Origin of the sequence: Qipengyuania sp. MTN3-11, assembly GCF_042851825.1 — a bacterium.
GTDB lineage: Bacteria > Pseudomonadota > Alphaproteobacteria > Sphingomonadales > Sphingomonadaceae > Qipengyuania.
In genome coordinates, this window is record NZ_BTGM01000003.1 from 329921 (window position 1) to 345868 (window position 15948).

Annotated in this window: 24 protein-coding genes; 20 read left to right on the top strand and 4 right to left on the bottom strand. The window is 65.3% G+C overall.

The window, feature by feature from the left end:
• Positions 1–130: 130 nt before the first annotated feature.
• A complete protein-coding gene (locus ACGHN1_RS12520; protein WP_390551183.1) occupies positions 131–742 on the bottom strand; it encodes a winged helix-turn-helix transcriptional regulator in 612 nt (203 codons plus the stop codon).
• 152 nt (positions 743–894) lie between these two features.
• Here ACGHN1_RS12520 and ACGHN1_RS12525 point away from each other — a divergent pair, with 152 nt between their 5' ends.
• The 11 genes from ACGHN1_RS12525 to ACGHN1_RS12575 are packed head-to-tail and all read left to right on the top strand — an operon-like array spanning position 895 to position 6504.
• Positions 895–1332, top strand: a complete 438-nt coding sequence (locus tag ACGHN1_RS12525; protein WP_390551185.1) for a VOC family protein — start codon at positions 895–897, stop codon at positions 1330–1332.
• Between the two features lie 23 nt (positions 1333–1355).
• Complete coding sequence (locus ACGHN1_RS12530; RefSeq protein WP_390551186.1) at positions 1356–1712, top strand: DUF1428 domain-containing protein; 357 nt, start codon at positions 1356–1358, stop codon at positions 1710–1712.
• 5 nt (positions 1713–1717) lie between these two features.
• The gene (locus ACGHN1_RS12535; protein WP_390551187.1) at positions 1718–2086 is read left to right on the top strand and encodes a glutathione S-transferase N-terminal domain-containing protein; all 369 of its coding nucleotides are present in this window, start codon (positions 1718–1720) and stop codon (positions 2084–2086) included.
• Between the two features lie 33 nt (positions 2087–2119).
• Positions 2120–2359 carry a glutathione binding-like protein gene (locus ACGHN1_RS12540; RefSeq protein ID WP_390551188.1) on the top strand — a complete coding sequence of 80 codons (240 nt, stop codon included), beginning with the start codon at positions 2120–2122 and terminating at the stop codon, positions 2357–2359.
• Between the two features lie 4 nt (positions 2360–2363).
• Positions 2364–3149, top strand: a complete 786-nt coding sequence (locus tag ACGHN1_RS12545) for a VOC family protein (protein ID WP_390551189.1) — start codon at positions 2364–2366, stop codon at positions 3147–3149.
• Between the two features lie 11 nt (positions 3150–3160).
• Entirely contained in the window at positions 3161–3787 is a 627-nt protein-coding gene (locus ACGHN1_RS12550; RefSeq protein ID WP_390551190.1) for a glutathione S-transferase family protein, read from the top strand.
• Positions 3780–4262: a VOC family protein gene (locus tag ACGHN1_RS12555; protein WP_390551191.1), complete on the top strand. Its 483-nt coding sequence runs from the start codon at positions 3780–3782 to the stop codon at positions 4260–4262. Before ACGHN1_RS12550 ends, ACGHN1_RS12555 begins: the two co-directional genes overlap by 8 nt.
• Complete coding sequence (locus ACGHN1_RS12560; protein WP_390551192.1) at positions 4262–4936, top strand: dihydrofolate reductase family protein; 675 nt, start codon at positions 4262–4264, stop codon at positions 4934–4936. Before ACGHN1_RS12555 ends, ACGHN1_RS12560 begins: the two co-directional genes overlap by 1 nt.
• The gene (locus ACGHN1_RS12565; protein WP_390551256.1) at positions 4936–5595 is read left to right on the top strand and encodes a glutathione S-transferase family protein; all 660 of its coding nucleotides are present in this window, start codon (positions 4936–4938) and stop codon (positions 5593–5595) included. Before ACGHN1_RS12560 ends, ACGHN1_RS12565 begins: the two co-directional genes overlap by 1 nt.
• Positions 5596–5605: 10 nt before the next feature.
• Positions 5606–5806, top strand: coding sequence for a DUF4287 domain-containing protein (locus ACGHN1_RS12570; RefSeq protein WP_390551193.1), 201 nt, complete (start codon positions 5606–5608; stop codon positions 5804–5806).
• A complete protein-coding gene (locus tag ACGHN1_RS12575; RefSeq protein WP_390551194.1) occupies positions 5803–6504 on the top strand; it encodes a DUF899 family protein in 702 nt (233 codons plus the stop codon). Before ACGHN1_RS12570 ends, ACGHN1_RS12575 begins: the two co-directional genes overlap by 4 nt.
• A gap of 10 nt (positions 6505–6514) precedes the next feature.
• Here the strand turns inward: ACGHN1_RS12575 and ACGHN1_RS12580 are convergent, their stop codons facing one another.
• On the bottom strand, positions 6515–7111 hold the full coding sequence (locus tag ACGHN1_RS12580) for a DnaJ domain-containing protein (RefSeq protein WP_390551195.1): 597 nt from the start codon (positions 7109–7111) through the stop codon (positions 6515–6517).
• Positions 7112–7169: 58 nt separating this feature from the next.
• Between ACGHN1_RS12580 and ACGHN1_RS12585 the strand changes: the two genes are divergently transcribed.
• Entirely contained in the window at positions 7170–7442 is a 273-nt protein-coding gene (locus tag ACGHN1_RS12585; RefSeq protein WP_390551197.1) for a BolA family protein, read from the top strand.
• Between the two features lie 10 nt (positions 7443–7452).
• Positions 7453–8187 (top strand): glutathione S-transferase, encoded by a 735-nt coding sequence (locus tag ACGHN1_RS12590; RefSeq protein WP_390551198.1) that lies wholly within the window; start codon positions 7453–7455, stop codon positions 8185–8187.
• A gap of 9 nt (positions 8188–8196) precedes the next feature.
• Here the strand turns inward: ACGHN1_RS12590 and ACGHN1_RS12595 are convergent, their stop codons facing one another.
• Entirely contained in the window at positions 8197–8802 is a 606-nt protein-coding gene (locus ACGHN1_RS12595) for a DUF6445 family protein (protein ID WP_390551199.1), read from the bottom strand.
• A gap of 27 nt (positions 8803–8829) precedes the next feature.
• Here ACGHN1_RS12595 and ACGHN1_RS12600 point away from each other — a divergent pair, with 27 nt between their 5' ends.
• From ACGHN1_RS12600 to ACGHN1_RS12610, 3 genes are read left to right on the top strand one after another with little or no spacing between them, the layout of a single operon-like run.
• A complete protein-coding gene (locus ACGHN1_RS12600; protein WP_390551200.1) occupies positions 8830–9741 on the top strand; it encodes a pirin family protein in 912 nt (303 codons plus the stop codon).
• A gap of 12 nt (positions 9742–9753) precedes the next feature.
• On the top strand, positions 9754–10560 hold the full coding sequence (locus ACGHN1_RS12605) for an SDR family NAD(P)-dependent oxidoreductase (RefSeq protein ID WP_390551202.1): 807 nt from the start codon (positions 9754–9756) through the stop codon (positions 10558–10560).
• The gene (locus ACGHN1_RS12610) at positions 10553–11470 is read left to right on the top strand and encodes an alpha/beta fold hydrolase (protein ID WP_390551204.1); all 918 of its coding nucleotides are present in this window, start codon (positions 10553–10555) and stop codon (positions 11468–11470) included. The genes ACGHN1_RS12605 and ACGHN1_RS12610 overlap by 8 nt, the downstream gene beginning before the upstream one ends.
• Here the strand turns inward: ACGHN1_RS12610 and ACGHN1_RS12615 are convergent.
• On the bottom strand, positions 11467–12558 hold the full coding sequence (locus tag ACGHN1_RS12615; RefSeq protein ID WP_390551205.1) for a DUF2332 domain-containing protein: 1092 nt from the start codon (positions 12556–12558) through the stop codon (positions 11467–11469). The genes ACGHN1_RS12610 and ACGHN1_RS12615 overlap by 4 nt on opposite strands.
• Before the next feature lie 37 nt (positions 12559–12595).
• On the opposite strand from ACGHN1_RS12615, the gene hisG reads away from it, so the two are divergent.
• Genes hisG through thiL form a run of 4 tightly spaced genes read left to right on the top strand, consistent with a single transcriptional unit; the run spans position 12596 to position 15874 of the window.
• Entirely contained in the window at positions 12596–13267 is a 672-nt protein-coding gene (gene hisG / locus ACGHN1_RS12620; RefSeq protein ID WP_390551206.1) for an ATP phosphoribosyltransferase, read from the top strand.
• A complete protein-coding gene (gene hisD, locus ACGHN1_RS12625; protein WP_390551208.1) occupies positions 13267–14556 on the top strand; it encodes a histidinol dehydrogenase in 1290 nt (429 codons plus the stop codon). The genes hisG and hisD overlap by 1 nt, the downstream gene beginning before the upstream one ends.
• The gene (gene nusB / locus ACGHN1_RS12630) at positions 14553–15005 is read left to right on the top strand and encodes a transcription antitermination factor NusB (RefSeq protein WP_390551209.1); all 453 of its coding nucleotides are present in this window, start codon (positions 14553–14555) and stop codon (positions 15003–15005) included. Before hisD ends, nusB begins: the two co-directional genes overlap by 4 nt.
• On the top strand, positions 15002–15874 hold the full coding sequence (gene thiL, locus ACGHN1_RS12635) for a thiamine-phosphate kinase (protein ID WP_390551257.1): 873 nt from the start codon (positions 15002–15004) through the stop codon (positions 15872–15874). Before nusB ends, thiL begins: the two co-directional genes overlap by 4 nt.
• Positions 15875–15948 lie beyond the last annotated feature (74 nt).

Genomic DNA, 15948 nt, shown 5'->3' on the forward strand with positions numbered 1-15948 from the left:
ACAAGCCTTTGCTATTTCATGTACTTAAAGCCAACTGGGCATTCTGAGCAAGCGCTCTTTAGGGCGTCCGGTGTGCGAAGCGGTTCGTAAGGGCGGTTGTCGTCCGCATGAATCCTTCGGCTCGGGCTGATCAATCTCTCCCGCCTATCTTCTCCGGCAATTCGAACAGTTCGACGAAGCGCGCCGCTGAACCGGGATCGCCTTCGATCCCCACACCCGCCTGATCCGGCGACATCCCCACATAGAACAAAGCTGCGAGCGGGGGACCTGCCGAAGCGACGAACACCGCGTCGCATTCCTCCGGCTCGGTGCGGGTCACCGCCATTTTCCCTTCGGCAAGGTCGGCTACGAAGCTGATATCTGGAAAGCGAAAGCCCATGCGTGTGCGCCAACTGCCTGCTTTGCGCGGATCGAACATCGTGCGCAGCGATAGCAGGAAGGATACCGGCGACAGTGGCAGGGTCGGATCGTGTTGCGACGATTTTGCCGCCCAACGGCCGAGCTCCTGGATCATCGGCTCGGCCTCATAACCCCATTCGGTCAATTCGTAGACCTGGGCCGCTGTGGGGGGCGGAAGCCTGCGCTTCATCAGCACGCCCGAGCCCTCCAACGTAGCGAGCCGTTCGGTAAGCACCTTGGCGGACATTCCGGGCAGGCTGGCGCGAAGGTCGGAAAAGCGGCGTGGTCCGAATATCAATTCCCTGACGATCAACAGCGACCAGCGCTCGCCGATCAATTCCATGGCGAAAGCCGTTCCACAGGCATCGCCATACCACCTTCCATGCACGCTTCGACCCGCTTTGGTTTCTCTTGGTACCTTCATTGTTGCTTTTTGTAACCTAATGGCGCAGAAATTTCAAGTGCCGAGTCGCGAGCCAGTCGCCGGAGAGAGCCATGACCCAGATGATTTTCGTGAACCTGCCGGTCGCCGATCTCGCGCGATCGAAGGCCTTTTACGAGGCGATCGGTTTCGCCACCCAGCCCGATTTCACCAACGAAGATGCCGCCTGCATGAGACTGTCGGACGCCATCTTCGTGATGCTGCTGAAGCATGACTTCTGGAAGACCTTCACCGACAGGGACATCCCCGATGCCCGCAAGAGCGCGCAGTTGCTGCTGGCGATAAGCCGGGACGACCGCGAGGCGGTCGATGCCATCGTCGATCTCGCCGCTGCAAACGGTGGCCGGGCGGATCCCAACCCGAAGCAGGATCACGGCTTCATGTACGGCCGCAGCTTCGAGGACCCCGACGGACACATCTGGGAGCCCAACTGGATGGACATGGAGGCGGCGCTCCAGAGCGCTCCCGGCCATGCGGACGCCGCTGCCTGAACCAACCCGAGTAGGAGAAAACCATGCCCTATGTGAACGGATTCATCCTCGCCGTGCCGGAAGGCAACAAGGACGTCTACAAGGAGGTGGCCGAGAAATTCTGGGACCTGGCCAAGGAATTCGGTGCGCTCTCGCAGGTCGAATGCTGGGAGGCGGACGTCAAGGATGGACACACCACCGATTTCCGCCGCGCGGTCAAGGCCGAGGAAGGCGAGAAGATCGTCTTCTCCTGGGTGACCTGGAAGGACAAGCAAACCGCCGAGGCCGCGGAAAAGAAGATGATGGAAGACCCGCGGATGGAGCAATTCGGCGAGATGCCGTTCGACGGCAAGCGCATGGTCTACGGCGGCTTCGAACCGCTGGTCTGGAAAGAGGCCTGAAAGGCGTGACCGGTCCGGTCACGATCTGGACCTACGACTGGGTGCCGGAAGGGCCGCGCGGCTATGTCCGCGATCTCCGGCTGCGATGGGCCTGCCGGGAAGCCGGCATTTCCTACCACATCGCCACCGTTCCCTTCGATTGCCGCGAGACCAATCACCTCGACCGCCAGCCCTTCGGCCAGGTGCCGATGCTGGAAGACGGCGATATTCGCATGTTCGAGAGCGGTGCGGGTCTGATCCATCTGGCGCGCCGGAGCGAGCGTCTGATGCCGCGCGATCCGGTTCTGGAGGCCGAAGTCGTTCAATGGATCGTCGCGGCGCTCAATTCGATCGAGATGGTGACGATGCCGTGGGTGGTGCTGTCGTGGAACTAGCAGAACATTTCCGCCATCTCGGATTGGCTCGACATGCGGCTGACCCAGCTCGAGGCGGTGTTGACGGAGCGCGAATGGTTGGTGGGTGACACCTTCACCGCCGCCAATCTGCTCATGGCCGACGTCCTTCGCCTATCGCTCCTGCGCGAACGGGGGGGTCGCCCGTCCAGCGACGCCTACATCGAGCGCATCACTTCCCGCCCCGCCTTCGGGGATGCCCGGGCGGAACAGATCGCGCAGTTCGAAGCAGCCGATGCGGAGCGAAAGGAGTAGAACCGTGCCCAATCATCATGGCGATTTCATCTGGTACGAGCTGATGACGAGTGACGCCGATGCGGCGCAGGAATTCTACGCCGGACTGATCGGCTGGACGTTCCATTCCGCCGGGCAATCGGACATGGACTATCGCCTGTTTCGCGCAGACGGACCCGACGTCGGCGGGCTCATGCAGCTTACGTCGGCGATGCAGGACAACGGCGCTCGCCCCCTATGGACGGGGTATATCGGCGTGGACGATGTCGACCAGGCTGCCGTCGCGGTAAAAGACGCCAAGGGAAGCGTGATGATGGAGCCGCAGGACATTCCCGATGTCGGCCGCTTCGCCTTCTGCGCCGATCCCTACGGCGCACCCTTCTACATCATGCGCGGCTTTTCCGACGAGCACAGCACCTCTTTCGCGCAGGACGGCCCGGTGGCCGGGCACTGCGCCTGGAACGAGCTTGCCAGCGGCGACCGCGAAGGGGCCCGGAAATTCTACGAAGCGCTGTTCGGCTGGGAGCTCGGAGACAGCATGGATATGGGCGAGATGGGTCCTTACGACATGTATCGCAACCCGCCGCACACGAACATGCTCGGCGCGATCCTCCAGAAATCGGCCGAAATGCCGGTGTCCCTGTGGAACTATTATTTCCGCGTCCCGGATATCGATGCGGCGGCGGCCTACACCACCGCGAACGGCGGACAGATCCTGTTCGGCCCCGCCGAGATACCGGGCGGGGAATACGTGCTCAACGGCATGGACCCGCAGGGCGCGATGTTCGCCCTGCTCGGCAAGCGCAACTGAAGGAAACGACGATGGCCGACTATACCTTCTTCTTCAATCCGATGAGCCGGGCGCAGATCGCGCGCTGGGCGCTACACGAGGCAGGCGCGGACTACGAGCCGGTGCTCGTGCCGTGGGACGACAAGCCGCAGGCGCTGCTCGATGCCAATCCGATCGGCAAGGTGCCGACCCTCGTCCACCACCACCTCGGGCACCGGCACGTGGTTACCGAGGCAGCGGCGATCTGCCATTATTTGGCGGTGCAGCAGGCACCCGAACTGACCCCGAAGGCCGAGGAATCGGCGGATTATTATCGTTACCTCTTCTTCGCCGCCGGCCCCGTGGAACAGGCGGTCACCGCGAAGTCGATGGGCTGGGACGTGCCGCAAGACAAGCAGGCCATGCCGGGCTTCGGCACCTACGACCGCACGGTCGACACGCTGGAGACGATGCTGGTGGGCCGCGACTATGTCTGCGGCGAGCGCTTCACCATGGCCGACGTCTATGTCGCCAGCCAGGTATCGTGGGGATTGGAATTCGGCACGCTGCCCGACCGCGAAGCTTTCCGGACCTATTCCGAACGCTCCACCTCGCGCACGGCCTGCCGCGAGGCGCAGGCGATCGACCACAAGCTGATCGAGGAGATGCAGAATGGCTGACAAGCTCACCACCGTGCTGTGGTTCGACGGCGATGCCGAGGACGCGGCGAATTTCTACGCCTCGACCTTTCCGGACAGCCACGTCGGCACGATCTTTCGCGCCCCGTCCGATTTTCCGAGCGGCAAGCAGGGCGACGCGCTGACGGTCGAATTCACCGTCTGCGGGCGCGCGTTCTCGGGCCTCAATGGCGGCGACATGTTCAAGCCCAATGAGAGCGTCAGCTTCATGGTGGTGACCGAGGACCAGGCCGAGACCGACCGCTACTGGAACGCCATCGTCGAGAATGGCGGACAGGAAAGCGCCTGCGGCTGGTGCAAGGACAAATGGGGTTTCAGCTGGCAGATCACCCCGCGCACCCTGCTCGAATCGCAGCAAGCCGGCGGCGACGAGGCGCGCCGCGCCTTCGAGGCGATGATCGCGATGCAGAAGATCGACGTCGCCGCGATCGACGCCGCGCGGGCGGGACGCGGCTGATGGCGCGCAAGATCGTCGGAGGTATGTTCCTTTCGCTCGACGGAGTGATGCAGGCCCCCGGCGGCCCGGGCGAGGATCCGCAGGGCGGCTTCGAGGAGGCCGGCTGGGTTTTCAAGCTGTGGGACGAAGGCATCGAGCCCGCGCTGGGCAAATTGTTCGGCGGCGAGTACGATCTGCTGCTCGGCCGGCGGACCTACGACATCTTCGCCGCCTACTGGCCCTATGCCGAGGGCGAGAACAAGCCGATGAGCGAAGCCTTCACCGCGGCGGCGAAATACGTGCTGACGCGCGGCGATCAGGACTTGCCGTGGGAAAACAGCCACCGGCTTGCCGGCATCGAGGATGTCGCCGCGCTCAAGCGATCCGACGGTCCCGATCTGGTCATCCAGGGCTCGAGCACGATCTATCCCGGCCTTCTCTCCGCAGGCCTGATCGACGAGCTGGTGCTGATGACCTTCCCGGTCGTGCTGGGGCGCGGCAAGCGGATGTTCGGCGAGGGCACGCCGGTCGAACGGCTGGAGATGACCGACCACTGGGTGACCGACAAGGGCACGGTGGTGGCGACCTATCGCCCCGTGGGCGAGCTCCCGCCCTACCCGCCCGAAGCGCCCATCCCGATCACCAGCGAACGCGAGATCGAACGCCGCCGCCGGATCGAGGAGGGAAGCTGGTGATGCTAGCGCTCTACGGCCACCGCTTCTCGTCCTACACGTGGAAGGCGCTGATCCCGCTCTACGCCAACGGCACGGGATTCGAGTTCCGCGACGTCGATCCCGGCGCACCGGACGGTCCGGCCAATTCCGAATTCGTGCAGGCAGCGCACCCGGCCGGCAAGTTTCCGGTTCTGGTCGATGGGGATACGACGGTGATCGAGGCGTCGGCGATCATCGAATATCTCGCGGTGCATCATCCGGGGCAAGCGCCCCTGATACCCATCGATCCCGCCGAGGCGGCGTGGTTGCGGATGGTCGACCGCGTGTTCGACAACTACGTCATGGGCAGCGGCCAGTTGGTGGTAAACGCATTCATCGCCGACCGCGACCATCCCGACGCAAAGCAGGTCGAAGCAGGCAAGACGGGACTGCTGCGCGCCTACCGCTGGATCGAAGAGCGTTTCGACGACCTGCCGCTTCGCCCGCATGTCAGCCTGGTCACCTGCGCGGCGGCCCCGTCTCTCTTCTACGGCGACTGGATCGAGCGCATTCCGGAGGACTGCCCCAAGCTCGCCGACTACCGCGCCGAATTGCTCGCCCTGCCAGCGGTGGCGCGCTGCGTCGACGATGCGCGAGCCTATCGCCACTACTTCCCGCCCGGCGCTCCCGACCGGGATTGAAAGGAAATCGATGACCGAAAGGACCAAGGGCCCGGCTTCCTATTTCCCCTCGATCGAAGCGAAATACGGTAAGCCGGTGGATCACTGGGTGGAGCTGATCGAGGCTAGGCAACCCGCGAAACACATGGAGCTGGTAGACATGCTCAAATCCGAACATGGCATGGGACACGGTCATGCCAATGCTCTCGTGGCCTATGCGCTGAAATCATGAGCGAGCTGAAACCAGCGGCGGATCTCGCCAACCTGCGCAATGGGCTGCACGGCGAAAGCGAGGCCTATGCCGAGGCGCGCACCGCACTGCTGACCGAGGAGATCGAGGCGCGCCGCAAGCTCACCCGGCTGGCCAGGCTGCGGCAGGCACTGCCGCCGGGGCCGGTGGTCGAGAAGGACTATCGCTTCAAAGATGCCAATGGCGAGGAGGTCGGGCTCGTCGATCTGTTCGGAGAACACGATACGCTGGTCACCTATTTCTGGATGTACGGGCCGGAGCGCGAACGCCCCTGCCCGATGTGCACCAACTTCCTCGGCGGCGCGAACGGCAATGCCGCCGATGTGAAGCAGCGCGCCGCGTTCAAGATCCTCGGTCGCAGCCCGGTCGAGCGGCAAAAGGCTTTCGCACTGGAACGCGGCTGGCGCGATCTCGACTTCGTGCAGACGGTCGGCGACGATTTTGCGCTCGATCACGGCGGGCTCGATCCCGAAAAGGGCTGGGAGTTTCCCGCCTACACCGTTTTCCGCAAGGAAGCCGGCGGAACGGTGCGTTATTTCTACGCCGCCGAGATGCCCGCCGAGGCCGCCGATCCGGGACAGGACCCGCGCGGCGCGGTCGATTTCGCGCCGCTATGGAACATCCTCGACACCACGCCGGAAGGCCGGGGCACGGATTGGCACCCCAAGTTGACGTATTGAGGGCTTCGCGTCACGCGATCGCAGCGCTCTTCCGCAGCGTCTGATAGGCCTCGACCACCCGGTTCAGCCGTGCCTCGTACTGCCGGTCGCCGCCGTTGCGGTCGGGGTGATAGCGGCGCACGAGTTCGGAGTAGCGCCGCCGCAACCGCCTTAGATCGATATCGCTGCCGAGGCCCATGGTTTCCAACGCCTCCGCCTCCGCCCGGCTGAACCGCCCGTCCATCGCCAGTTCCGCCTCGCGCCGGGCGCGGCTCTTGATGCCGCTCGCGCGCGCGGAAATGGCATCGAGCGGATCGTCGTAATCCGCCCAGCGGGGCATGCCGTCGACCCCGCCGATACCGCCCCGGAAACTCGGGCTCTCGGTGCGCCAGCCGCTCGCCGGGCCCTGCGCATCGAGGATTTCCTCGGCGCTCATCCCTTCGAACCAGTCGTAGCCGGCGTTGAACGCGCGGACATGGTCGAGGCAGAGCCAGCGCCATCCGCCCGGACCGTCGAAACCGTGGCCGCCGGTCCGCGGCGCGCGGAACTCTCCCGGTTCGGTGCAGGCGGGGTGCTCGCACACTCGCCCCTCGGCCTCGTAACGTCCATGAAACTTCGACGGTCGCATCGCATTAGGATGGTGAAGCGATCCGCTTTAGAAAACCCCCGAAGGAGAATTCGAACCCGTGCCCGGACCCGTCCAGCAGGAAATGGAGCGCCTTTTGACCGAGGCCTTCGCCCCCACCCGCCTCGAGGTGATCAACGACAGCGCCAAGCATCACGGCCATGCCGGCGACGACGGCAGCGGCGAATCGCATTTCACCGTGGTCATCGAGGCCCCTGCCTTCGCCGAGATGAGCAGGGTCGAACGCCAGCGCGCGGTGAACAAGGCGCTGGTCGATATTCCCGGCGAGCGCGTCCACGCGCTGGCCATCCAGGCATCGGCACCCACGGAATGAGGGAAATGCCATGAGCGATGCGCAATACGACCTATGGTACTGGCCCTCGATCCAGGGTCGGGGCGAATTCGTGCGCCTGTTTATGGAAGCAGCGGGTATTTCCTACCGCGATCGAGCTCGATCCGCCGATGCACAGGCGCTGGTGGAGGATATGGAGGCACGCGAGAAGAGCGATGCATTTGCACCCTACGCCCCGCCCTATCTTGTCGAACGGGAGACCGATTTCGCCATCGCCCAAGTCGCTCACATCCTCGCCTGGCTGACCGATCGACACGGCCACGGGGCTGGCGACCTGCCGACCGATCTCCATCTGATCCAGCTGCAACTGACCATCGCCGACATCGTGGCGGAGGCCCACGACACCCACCATCCGATCGCAGGAAGCCTTTACTACGACGATCAGAAGGATGCCGCTGCGCGCGCCGCGGCGGCGTTCCGCGAGGAACGCGTGCCGAAATATTTCGATCATTTCGAAAAGGCGCTCGGCAAGCGCAACGGCGGTCCGTTCGTCCTCGGATCGCGATGGACCCACGTGGACACCTCCTTGTTCCAAGTGATCGAAGGGCTGCGCTATGCTTTCCCAAGCCGCATGAAGGCGCTCGGGGCGCGCTATCCCAGACTGGTCGCCTGCCGCGATGCCGTGTCGCGGATCGAAGGCATCGCGGCTTATTGCGGCAGCGAACGGCGCATCCCCTTCAACGAGGACGGGATCTTCCGCCACTATCCCGAGCTCGACGGAAGGTGACGCCGCTCTTCACCTGTCCAGCGTGAAGAACATGACGTAGATCAACCGACCGTCCTCGATCGACTTGCCGAAACCCGGGCCGGCCGTGTGGAAGAACCACGGTCGAAGCATCACCAGCCGGTTATATCGCATCGGGATGTCCATCGTCTTTTCCCACGGCCCGCGCCGGTTGCCATCCTGGCCGATCGTCTGATCGAGCACCGCATCGCGTCCCGGCAAGCCCATGGCCGCCGCTTCGGCATCGCTGATCGGCGAGCGTTCGAGACCGGTTTTCTTGTGACGGAAGAACTCCGTCCCGCCGCGACAATTTTCCGGCTTGGTCAGGTAGAGGATGCCCGACCACTGCGACTTGTCGACGTGAATGGCTCCGCGGCGAGGATCGCTGGCCAGGGTGACACGGCACTTGCCGTGGGATTCGCGCGGTTCGATAGGCTTGAGCGGCTCGCCGACAAGCTGCGAGACATATCGGGCGAGCCCGGGTATCTCGAGACGCTGGACGCTGTTCCGGCCGGGAAACGGTCCTGGCAAATCTGGATAGTCGAGTGACAAAGCTTGCTTGCGAAACTGGTCAGGCTGTTCGAGGAAGTCGTCGAACACGAGGAAGGATAGCGCCATACCGGCGCTGCTAGACGAGGAAACGGTATGGGACAATCGCAGGCGGCGGGCAGCATGATCGCCCAAACCATCACTCCGACCACCCACGATCTTGGCCAGTTCAAGGTCCGGCGAGCGCTTCCGAGCAAGGCGCGCAGCATGGTCGGTCCGTTCATCTTCGTAGACCAGTTCGGGCCGGCGCAACTCGACATCGGCAGCGGCATGGACGTGCGGCCCCACCCGCACATCAACCTGGCCACCGTGACCTGGCTGTTCGAGGGCGCGATCGACCACCGCGACAGCCTGGGCAGCTATTCGACGATCCGCCCCGGACAGGTCAATCTGATGACAGCGGGGCGCGGAATCGTCCATTCCGAACGCAGCCCGGCGGAAGAGCGCGCGAGCGGACCGAAGCTCTATGGCATGCAGACCTGGCTGGCGTTGCCCGACGGCCGGGAGGAAATCGACCCCGCTTTCGAGGCAGTGAAGGATCTGCCCGTGGTCGAGGACGGGTCCAGCAGGGCGATTGTGGTAATGGGCGAACTGTGGGGCGCGCAGGCGCAGACCACCACTCATGCGGACACGATCTACGCCGACATCGCGCTCGATGCCGGAGGATCGGTACCGATCGCAGCGGATGCCGACGAGCGGGCGGTGATGCTGGTCGGCGGCGAAGCGGCGATCGACGGCATTCCGCTCGAACTCTACCAGCTCACCGTGCTCGCGCCCGGGGTAGCGATGACGCTGCGTTCCGAGAGCGGCGGGCGGATCATGCTGCTCGGCGGCGAGGCCTTTGCGACCGAGCGCCATGCCTGGTGGAACTTCGTCAGTTCGAGCCGCGAGCGCATCGAGCAGGCCAAGGCGGATTGGCGGGAACGACGCTTCCCGGAGGTGCCCGGCGACAGCGAGGAGCGCATACCCTTGCCCGACGGCGCGCCCAAGACCGTTACCTATCCCTGAAGAGGAGCAGCTATGAGCGATCAGACCGTCTGGATCACCGGGGCGAGCAGCGGCATCGGGGCAGCGCTGGCGCGCGAATGGGCGGGCCGCGGCGCGCGGATCGTGATGTCCGCGCGCGACGAGGAACGCCTGCGGCAAGTCGCGGACGATCTCGAAACCGAAACCCTCGTTCTGCCTTTCGATGTCCGCGACGAGGCGGCAATGCGCGCGGCGACCGGTGAGGCGATCGGCTGGCACGGGGTGGATGTCTTCGTCGCCAATGCCGGCATCTCGCAGCGCAGCGCCGCGGTCGATACCGCCATGCAGGTCTACCGCGACATCATCGAGATCGACCTCACCGCACAGATCGCCGCGACCCAGGCGCTGCTGCCGCATATGGTGGAACGCGGATCGGGCCGGCTGCTGTTCATCTCCAGCATCGCCGGCAAGGTCGGGGTGCCCATGCGGACCGCCTATTGCGCCGCCAAGTTCGGGCTGATCGGTTATGCCGATGCCTTACGCGCGGAGCTGTCGCAAAGCGGGATCGGCGTCCACGTGGTCTGCCCCGGCTCGGTGGCGACCAACGTCAGCCGCAATGCGCTGGCCGCCGACGGCACTCCGCGCGGCCGCAGCGACAAGGTGATCGACAACGGCATCGCGGCCGACGAGGCGGCGAAGCGGATCGTCGATGCAGTCGAATTGAACAGCCGCGAGATCATCGTCGCCGAGGGCATGGAAGAGGCGATGGGCGAGCTGCGCCGCACCCCCGACCAGCTGTTCGACCAGGTCGCCGCGATGGTGGCCGGCGGCTACATGGAAAGGATGAAGGAGGATGGTTGAACTCTGGCAGCAGCGCCGGATCGCGCTGGCGAACGGGATCGAGCTCGATGTCGTCGATGAAGGCCCCAGGGATGCGCCGGCGCTGATCTTCCTGCACGGCTTCCCGGAAAGCCACCGGACGTGGCGGCACCAGATCGCGCATTTTTCGGACCGCTTCCGCTGCATCGCGCCCGACCAGCGCGGCTATCGCGGCTCGTCCAAGCCGCAGGAGGTGGATGCCTATACGCCCGACAAGCTCATCGGCGACATCTTCCTGCTCGCTGCCGAACTGGGCGTGGGCGAATTCACCGTCGTCGGCCACGACTGGGGCGGCGCGATCGCCTGGGGCGTGGCCATCACGGGCCAGAAGGGCACCGGCACCGGACGGGTCGCACGCTGCGTCATCGCCAATGCGCCGCATCCGGCGATCTTCCAGAACCTGCTCTACACCGACGAGACCCAGCGCGCGGCGAGCCAGTACATGCGTGGCTTCCGCGATCCGGCCAACGATGCGCTGGTGCGCGAACACGGGTTGGGCGGGTTGCTGATGCAGGAGATCGAATGGGACGAGCCGGACCGGATGGAGCCGGAGGAACGCGCGCGGCTGCTGGACGAATGGCAGGACCGCGACGCCGCCTTCGCCATGCTGAACTGGTACCGCGCGAGCCCGGTCGACATTCTGCCTGTCGATGCGCCCATGGGATTGCCCGACGAATGGGACCCACCCGCGCTGCCGAAACTGAAAATCCCCACGCTGGTGATCTGGGGGCAGGACGACCGCGCGTTGCCTCCGGCGAACACCGATGGCCTGCAAGAACATGTCGAGGACCTGACCCTGGTCGAGGTTCCGGACTGCGGGCATTTCGTGCCCTGGGAGGCGCCCGAAGCGGTCAATGCGGCGATGGAAGGTTTTCTTGCGCGCGGACCCTAGCCCGTCCACTCCACCCATGCACCGTGCGGGTGCGCGGTGCCGAGATGACGCCACTGGTCGCCGCCGGGCCAGTATCTTACGTTCAATTCATGCCTGTGGGTGTCGCGATTGGCTTCGAGCGATATCCACGCCAGCGGGGAATCCTTCGTCGCGGCCTCCCCGGCCCTTTCCATCGCCAGCGTGATACGCCTGCGTTCGTCTTCGCCGATATATTGCCACACCACCGAATGTACCAGCGCACGCGTCACCCCGGGCTGCGGTTCCGCTGCCAGGATGTCGTCGACGAAATCGCCGGCACCCCTGCGCTCGATCTCCGGCGGGTACCGATTGGCGGCCTCGATCGCGGCGTCCAGCCGGTGGAAGCGTTCGGTGAATTCGGGCCAGACGTAGGCCCTGAGGCGCAGCGCCTGGTCGGGATCGGTAAGGTCGACCGGCGCGATGTCGCAGCCCTTCGCGCCGACGATGTCGAAACCGCCTCCGGATGGCGACGGCCCGTGCCATTCCGGGCTCAGCCGCATGCCCGAAGTATCCGGGCCGACGGTCACACCGCCGAGATCGTAGCGATAGCGCCGCATCATCAGGTTGATGCCCGCGCTCGAGCCGATTTCGTACAGCGCGAAATCTCGTGGCAGACCCCTGTCCGCCAGCCACAGCATGGCTGCGGCGTAGCCCCAGCTGCGCCCCGCCTCGTTGGTCTGGGGCGGTCCGTCGAGCCAGGGTAGGAGGAACGCCTCGTGCCGCTCGATCGCATTGGCGAGGAGGTCGGCAGTGTCGTTGGGATCGAGCCCGTCGTAGATGGGCGCGAGCGACTGTTCTGCGCCCGTGAGATGCAGCGCGTGAAGCCCGCCCGCGAGCCGCAGCGGCAAGGCATCGGCCAGCGGCGCGCCGGCCCATTTGCGAACCCGCAGCATCACCGTTCCGCCCCGGTCGGTGTCGATCAGTTCGCGCAGGCCTCGATTGACCCCGGCCGTGATCGGCGCACCGTTGTCGCGGCAATAGGCAATCTGGTTCTCGAAAGCCCGCGTCACCGCCTCGGGCCCGCGCGCTTGAGGGTCGATCGCCTCGTAACGCGCTTCATCCGTTTTCATTGCCCTTTGCTCCACCGCTGCCTATCTGACGCGCCCGATGCCCGACCCCTCTTCAACTCCCACGCTTACGTTCGCGATCCCGAAAGGGCGGATTCTTGAGGAAGCCCTGCCGGTCATGGCCCGCGCCGGCGTGGTGCCCGATGCTTCCTTCCACGACAAGGCCAACCGCTCGCTGACCTTTCCGACGACGCGCGAGGACCTGCGATTGATCCGGGTGCGCGCTTTCGACGTCGCCACCTTCGTCGCGCATGGTGCAGCGCAGGCGGGTATCGTCGGATCGGACGTGATCGAGGAATTCGATTATGCCGAACTCTATGCGCCGGTCGATCTCGCAATCGGCCGCTGCCATCTTGCCGTTGCCGAACCTGCGGGCGCGGACAGCGCGCAGAGCGGCGCCAGCCACCTGCGCGTCGCGACCAAATATCCGAACCTGACCCGCCGCCATTTCGAACGACGCGGCATTCAGGCCGAATGCGTCAAGCTCAATGGCGCGATGGAGATTGCTCCGGCGCTGGGGCTTGCAGGGCGGATCGTCGATCTCGTCTCGACCGGGCAGACACTGAAGGACAATGGCCTCGTCGAAACCGCCCGCATCCTCGACATCACCGCCCGCTTGATCGTCAACCGCGCAGCGTTGAAGACCGATCCACGCGTCGGGGCACTGGTCGAGGCCTTCCGCGCCGACGCGGCGGAGCGCAAGGCCGCCTGATGCAATTCCTCACCGCCTCCGACCCGGGTTTTGAACGAGCTTTCGAACGTGTCGTACGCAACCGCCGCGAGAGCGACGCCGACGTCTCGCGCGATGTCGCAACCATGCTCAACGAAGTGCGCGAGCGCGGCGACGATGCGCTGGTGGAATACACCATGCGCTTCGACGATCACCGGCTCACCCACGAAGCGGACTGGACGATCGACGGCGAGGCTTGCGAGGCGGCCTATCGCGATCTGGAACCGGACCTGCGCGAAGCGCTCGAACTTGCCGCAAAGCGCATCCGTGCCTTCCACGAGCATCAGCTGCCTGCGGATCGCGATCATACGGACGAAATCGGCATGCGGCTCGGCAGCCGCTGGCGCCCGGTCGATGCGGCGGGGCTGTATGTCCCGGGCGGCCGCGCCTCCTATCCCTCCTCCTTGCTGATGAATGTCATCCCCGCAAAAGTCGCCGGGGTGGAAAGGCTGGTGGTCACCACGCCGACGCCCAAGGGCGAGAGCAACCCGCTCGTACTCGCCGCCGCGCACATCGCCGGGGTGGACGAAATCTGGCGCGTCGGCGGGGCGCAGGCAGTCGCGGCGATGGCCTACGGCACCGAGCGGATCGCCAAGGTCGACGTGATCGCCGGGCCCGGCAACGCCTGGGTCGCCGAGGCCAAGCGCCAGCTCTACGGCGTCGTCGGCATCGACATGGTCGCCGGGCCGAGCGAGATTCTGGTCATTGCCGACAAGGACAACGATCCCGAATGGATCGCCGCCGATCTCTTGAGCCAGGCAGAACACGATCCGACCAGCCAGTCGATCCTGATCACCGACGACAAGGGGCTGGCCCGCATGGTTGAAGATACGATCGATCTCCAGCTCATGAACCTGCCCACCGCGCGGACCGCCCGCGCCAGTTGGGACGCGCACGGATTGATCGTGGTGGTCGAGAACATCGAGGATGCGGTCCCGCTCGCCGACCGCCTCGCCGCCGAACATGTCGAGCTTGCCGTTGCCGATCCCCAGGCCCTGTTCGACCGGCTCCGCCACGCCGGCAGCGTCTTTTTTGGTCGGCACACCCCCGAAGCGGTCGGCGATTACATCGCCGGGCCCAACCATGTCCTTCCCACCGGGCGCCGTGCGCGCTTCGCCAGCGGATTATCTGTGCTCGATTTCATGAAACGGACCAGCTTCATCGACGCCAGCGAAGCCGCGCTTGCGGCCATCGGACCCGCCGCGATCCGGCTTGCCGAGGCCGAAGGCCTGCCGGCGCACGCGAAATCCGTAGCCTTGAGGCTGAAATGAACAGCAATCCTCGTTCGCAGGCCCGCAGCGCCGCCCGTCTGGGCGCCGTGCAGGCGCTCTATCAACAGCAGATGGAAGGCACCGCCCTCGCCCGGCTGCTCGATGAATTCCATCGGCATCGTCTGGGCCAGATAATCGAGGACGAACACTACGCCGAGGCCGAGATCGATTTCTTCGACGATCTGGTGGGCGGCGTCGATGCCCGCCGCGGCGAGATCGACGAATTGCTGGCCGCGCGGCTGGCGCAGGGCTGGACCCTCGCCAGGCTCGACAAGACCATGCTGCAGATCCTGCGCTGCGGCACGTTCGAACTGATCGCTCGCAACGACGTGCCCACCGGCGCCGCGATTAGCGAATATGTCGATGTCGCTAAGGCCTTCTTCGACGACCGCGAGGCGAAATTCGTCAACGGCGTGCTCGACGCGGTGGCCAAGGCGGTGCGGTCATAGACGAAGCGGCATTCATCGCCGCCCTGCGTGCCCTGCCGCTGCATTCGGCGGCCCGCGATCTTGCCGACGATGCCGCGGTGCTGGAGATCGGCAGCGAGACACTGATCCTGACCCACGACGTTCTGGCCGAGGGCGTGCACGTCCTCCAGGGACAGGATCCCGCCGATATCGCCTGGAAACTGGTGGCGGTGAACCTTTCCGATCTCGCTGCCAAGGGCGCAGAACCGCTCGGCGTGCTACTCGGCCATACGCTTGGCGACGGGGACGAGCGGTTCCTCGAAGGCTTGCGCGAAGTGCTAGAGACATACCAAGTTCCCTTGCTCGGCGGGGACACGGTAAAGTCCGAGAGTCCCCGGCAATGGGGCTGCACCGCTATCGGCCGCGCGACGCACAGTCCGGCGCCTTCGCGAACCGGTGCCAAGCAAGGCGATGCCCTCTTCGTTACCGGTCCGCTCGGTGCGGCGCTGGCCGGCTTCGAGGCGCTGCGCGACGGGACCGGGGCGGATAGCGCAGCCTATCGCCGGCCGACGCCGCTGGTCGACGAAGGGCGCGCGCTTGCCCCGCTGGTGACCGCGATGATGGACATATCCGATGGTTTGCTGCTCGATGCCCGGCGCATGGCCGAGGCGAGCGGGATCGGTCTGGACATCGACACCGCCGCGGTTCCGCTCGCCCTTCCCGAAGACCGTCGCGAGGAAGCGTTGCGCTGGGGCGACGACTACCAGTTGCTGTTCGCTGCCGATCCCCGCGCCACGCTACCGGTACCAGCCTTCCGGATCGGAACCGCGATCGCCGCGTCCGAACATCCGCTCCTGCTCGACGGCGCACCGCCTGCTTCGACCGACCGCCTCGGCTACCTCCATCGCTGACCTACCGGCACTCAGCTCCCGCCTCCTTAGCGCTTGCCAGCTTGGGCCCGCCCATTATACCCGCTTGCGGGCTC

Excerpts from the sequence above, each read along its gene's own strand:
- ACGHN1_RS12560 (WP_390551192.1), top strand. The coding sequence starts at position 4,262 with ATGGCGCGCAAGATCGTCGGAGGTATGTTCCTTTCGCTCGACGGAGTG.
- ACGHN1_RS12565 (WP_390551256.1), top strand. The coding sequence starts at position 4,936 with ATGCTAGCGCTCTACGGCCACCGCTTCTCGTCCTACACGTGGAAGGCG.
- hisD (WP_390551208.1), top strand. The coding sequence starts at position 13,267 with ATGCAATTCCTCACCGCCTCCGACCCGGGTTTTGAACGAGCTTTCGAA.
- hisG (WP_390551206.1), top strand. The coding sequence starts at position 12,596 with ATGCCCGACCCCTCTTCAACTCCCACGCTTACGTTCGCGATCCCGAAA.
- ACGHN1_RS12575 (WP_390551194.1), top strand. The coding sequence starts at position 5,803 with ATGAGCGAGCTGAAACCAGCGGCGGATCTCGCCAACCTGCGCAATGGG.
- ACGHN1_RS12550 (WP_390551190.1), top strand. The coding sequence starts at position 3,161 with ATGGCCGACTATACCTTCTTCTTCAATCCGATGAGCCGGGCGCAGATC.
- ACGHN1_RS12525 (WP_390551185.1), top strand. The coding sequence starts at position 895 with ATGACCCAGATGATTTTCGTGAACCTGCCGGTCGCCGATCTCGCGCGA.
- ACGHN1_RS12615 (WP_390551205.1), bottom strand. The coding sequence starts at position 12,558 with ATGAAAACGGATGAAGCGCGTTACGAGGCGATCGACCCTCAAGCGCGC.
- ACGHN1_RS12600 (WP_390551200.1), top strand. The coding sequence starts at position 8,830 with ATGGGACAATCGCAGGCGGCGGGCAGCATGATCGCCCAAACCATCACT.
- ACGHN1_RS12555 (WP_390551191.1), top strand. The coding sequence starts at position 3,780 with ATGGCTGACAAGCTCACCACCGTGCTGTGGTTCGACGGCGATGCCGAG.
- ACGHN1_RS12595 (WP_390551199.1), bottom strand. The coding sequence starts at position 8,802 with ATGGCGCTATCCTTCCTCGTGTTCGACGACTTCCTCGAACAGCCTGAC.
- ACGHN1_RS12570 (WP_390551193.1), top strand. The coding sequence starts at position 5,606 with ATGACCGAAAGGACCAAGGGCCCGGCTTCCTATTTCCCCTCGATCGAA.
- ACGHN1_RS12590 (WP_390551198.1), top strand. The coding sequence starts at position 7,453 with ATGAGCGATGCGCAATACGACCTATGGTACTGGCCCTCGATCCAGGGT.
- ACGHN1_RS12540 (WP_390551188.1), top strand. The coding sequence starts at position 2,120 with ATGCGGCTGACCCAGCTCGAGGCGGTGTTGACGGAGCGCGAATGGTTG.
- nusB (WP_390551209.1), top strand. The coding sequence starts at position 14,553 with ATGAACAGCAATCCTCGTTCGCAGGCCCGCAGCGCCGCCCGTCTGGGC.
- ACGHN1_RS12610 (WP_390551204.1), top strand. The coding sequence starts at position 10,553 with ATGGTTGAACTCTGGCAGCAGCGCCGGATCGCGCTGGCGAACGGGATC.
- ACGHN1_RS12520 (WP_390551183.1), bottom strand. The coding sequence starts at position 742 with ATGGAATTGATCGGCGAGCGCTGGTCGCTGTTGATCGTCAGGGAATTG.
- ACGHN1_RS12605 (WP_390551202.1), top strand. The coding sequence starts at position 9,754 with ATGAGCGATCAGACCGTCTGGATCACCGGGGCGAGCAGCGGCATCGGG.
- ACGHN1_RS12530 (WP_390551186.1), top strand. The coding sequence starts at position 1,356 with ATGCCCTATGTGAACGGATTCATCCTCGCCGTGCCGGAAGGCAACAAG.
- ACGHN1_RS12580 (WP_390551195.1), bottom strand. The coding sequence starts at position 7,111 with ATGCGACCGTCGAAGTTTCATGGACGTTACGAGGCCGAGGGGCGAGTG.